Source organism: Leptotrichia sp. oral taxon 215 str. W9775, from assembly GCF_000469505.1.
GTDB lineage: Bacteria > Fusobacteriota > Fusobacteriia > Fusobacteriales > Leptotrichiaceae > Leptotrichia_A.
Genome location: NZ_KI272861.1, coordinates 1 through 2,916, shown reverse-complemented (window position 1 = coordinate 2,916; position 2,916 = coordinate 1). Strand labels below are relative to the sequence as shown.

The window sequence follows — 2,916 nt, the reverse complement described above, 5'->3', positions numbered from 1 at the left end:
CTAACTGTATTGCTCTTCTTCCTATTGGATTGCCATAAATATCCCTGTCTGGATCCCACTGACATCTTACTTCTGAATTTTCCATTTTTTCTTTCCATTCTTCCTTAGATAAATCAGAAACTTCTCTAAAAGATGAAAGTACAGCATTTTTCACTATTTCATCAAATCCTTCCCTTTTCAGGTCAATTGCCAGTATTCTTTCCTGTCCTTGCTTACTAGCCCAACCACTTCTGTACATCATCCATAAAAATGATGGTTTTATCCAGGTCATTCTTGTAAGGCTGAATTTACTTCCAAACTTTCCTAATTTTAAAGCCTCATCTGCTATTTCATTATTATACGCCTGATAAACTCTTATCGTCTTTTCATCAAATACTGCATAAATATTTCTTTCCTCTTCTTTTTTCATAATTAATCCTTTCATTCGACATCCTTATTTGTAAAGTCACATCTGTTCAACTGTTCCATTGCATGTTCTCTTATAGTCTCTTCTTCACTTTGTAATAATAATTCCAATTTTTCTTTTGCCTTAGGAGTGTTTATGTCTCCCAAAGCAAAACAACATTTTCTGACCAGTGCAAAATTATCATCCCAACGGTATTTTTCAAAATTCGAAGTTGCTAGTTCGTATATACAGTCTATTGTAGAAGGTAATTCCATTTTCTGAAGATAAAACACTATATCTTCGTGTTTTCCATGCCATTCTTCTTTTGTTAATTTGCATAAAATATCAACAAATTTTTCACTGTATAATTTGAACATGTAAATTGCTGAAATTAAAATATCTACGCTGTGTCCATTTTTTTCATTATATGCTTTTTCCAACTCTGTTTTTATATACTCTATTCTTTCATCATCATTTTTTAAAAATTCCTTTTGTACTTGTTGAAAACTTATTTGTTTTTTATATTCTTTCCACATCAAATTTTCCAATTTTTCAAGATTATTTTTTTCCATTTTTTATTATTTCCTTTCTAAAATTGATTTCTTTAATATTTTGATTAAATATATCTAATCCTTTCCCATCACCTAAATTCCGAGTTATTTGATTCCCTTCCTGTTTAAATTGTATATATCCATATTTTTTCCATCCAGTAAAAGATTCCTTCATATTAGGATATTCTTTTATTAATTTTTCACCATCATTATTCCTTACACCTATTTTTTCAAATTGCTTATCTGTTCCAGGTTTTAATTTAAATTCTAAATTTATTCCAGTATACTCTTCACTATATTCTGCTTTTTCTGCAATACTAGTTTCGCCACTTGGTGGTAAATTTCCACTTTTTAATAAACTTTTATAATGTTTTTCAGAAATTGTACGATAAAAAACATCATAATTTCTGCTATAATCATTTGTTACAGCATTATAACTTGGCACAGAAACTAATCCTTGACCTTTGTTTCCAGTTTCAGTATACGGAATATTATATTTAGTATCAAAATTCCATTCATTATTTTTACCTAATGTATAATTTCCTTCAGAATTTTTTACTACTGTTTTTGGAATTTCTGAGTCAAAATTCCAATTCGATTTTGATGAATTTAGTGTATAAGTTTTTTCTGAAGACTTGCTTGCAGTATTTACACCAGAATTTCCTGTTGAGCTTGGGCTATTAAATATTGAATTATAGCTTATCGCATGTGGCAATGCCATTGCGGATGTCATATTCCAATAATCATAGTTCTCTTCACCCATAACATATTTTAATGGATTGTCTGTAACCTCCTATGCCAGTTTTACCAATTCCATTAACAAGGACTTTATTTTTTGAGCATCTGCCCTTTCAGGTGTTACTCCATATCCTGCCACAAAAAATCCAGGTGAACTTATTGCTCTCCCTTCAGAAGCTCCAATATCTTCTTTACCACCATTTACAGTATTTTCTATAGATTTTAATACCGTTTCCCCTGTTGCTTTTCCTTAATTTTACACACCAGATTTACAATTTCTCTCATAACTTCATTAAATTCTGTTGTTTTATCACTTATCTTTAAAATTTTGTATATTTAATTACTAATAAAAGAATATATAGCCTATAACATAAAAACAAAAAATTTATTAATATATTTGTTTTATTCTTTGTTCTGAAATATCCTTTTAAAAAAATTATAAAACTTAATATTGAATATATCAAAAATAAAATTAACATTTTATTATTTATGAAAGAATTATTTCTTATAAATTCAAGTTTTCCAAATCTTGCTGAAAACGTAAATAAAAAGAATAAATAGATATAATAATCCCAAAATATACTTGATTCTTCAAATTTTGTATTTAAATTATTTTCTTTTATCTTTTTATACTTTAAATAATTTAATAAAATATAAACTAAATAAATTATAATTCCAATAAATATTATGCCTAGCATATTTCTAAACAATATTTTTTTTGAAAATCCAAAAAATAACGACATATATTCAATTGAACTTGAAGCAAAACATACAAATAAAGTCTCTAAAAGGTTACCTATAAAAATTAAATTCATTTTTTCTTTATTCATAAATACTCTTCTTTCTAGTGACTAGTAATTCTTTCTATATCATTATTTGTCATTCCATTAATTTCTAAAACAGGAACTTTTAATTTCAAACTTCTTGGATGAAAATAAATATCTGATTTTTTAATTTTTTTATATCTTTCATATATTCCAATTTTATCTTTTCTTGTTACTTTGCTCATAAAAATTACACCTCTAATCTTGTGTCCAAGTTTTTGGGGTCAGTACATTAAATAATTTTTATTTTTAGTAACGAGATAATCTAGTTTTTATCTGTTGCATACTATAATTACTATGTTTAACTTTATTATATTTATTTAATTCTGTTTGCGTAGGCAACTTACCTCTTGAATAATTAGAAGAATTGTAAAAATTACTGCATCTAATATTACAATCTATGATTTTGAAATAATCT

4 protein-coding genes are annotated in these 2,916 nt (G+C 26.5%); all 4 read right to left on the bottom strand.

The genetic code is table 11. The features are described 5' to 3' along the window. Positions 1-424 (bottom strand): DUF4291 domain-containing protein (locus HMPREF1984_RS08335; RefSeq protein ID WP_021767524.1); only part of this gene is annotated, 424 nt, incomplete at its 3' end. After that, positions 421-957, bottom strand: coding sequence for a hypothetical protein (locus HMPREF1984_RS08330; RefSeq protein ID WP_021767523.1), 537 nt, complete (start codon positions 955-957; stop codon positions 421-423). The genes HMPREF1984_RS08330 and HMPREF1984_RS08335, both read right to left, overlap by 4 nt. Continuing rightward, a complete protein-coding gene (locus HMPREF1984_RS08325) occupies positions 944-1,699 on the bottom strand; it encodes a hypothetical protein (RefSeq protein ID WP_021767522.1) in 756 nt (251 codons plus the stop codon). Before HMPREF1984_RS08325 ends, HMPREF1984_RS08330 begins: the two co-directional genes overlap by 14 nt. A gap of 819 nt (positions 1,700-2,518) precedes the next feature. Next, positions 2,519-2,683, bottom strand: coding sequence for a hypothetical protein (locus tag HMPREF1984_RS11395; RefSeq protein ID WP_021767520.1), 165 nt, complete (start codon positions 2,681-2,683; stop codon positions 2,519-2,521). Positions 2,684-2,916 lie beyond the last annotated feature (233 nt).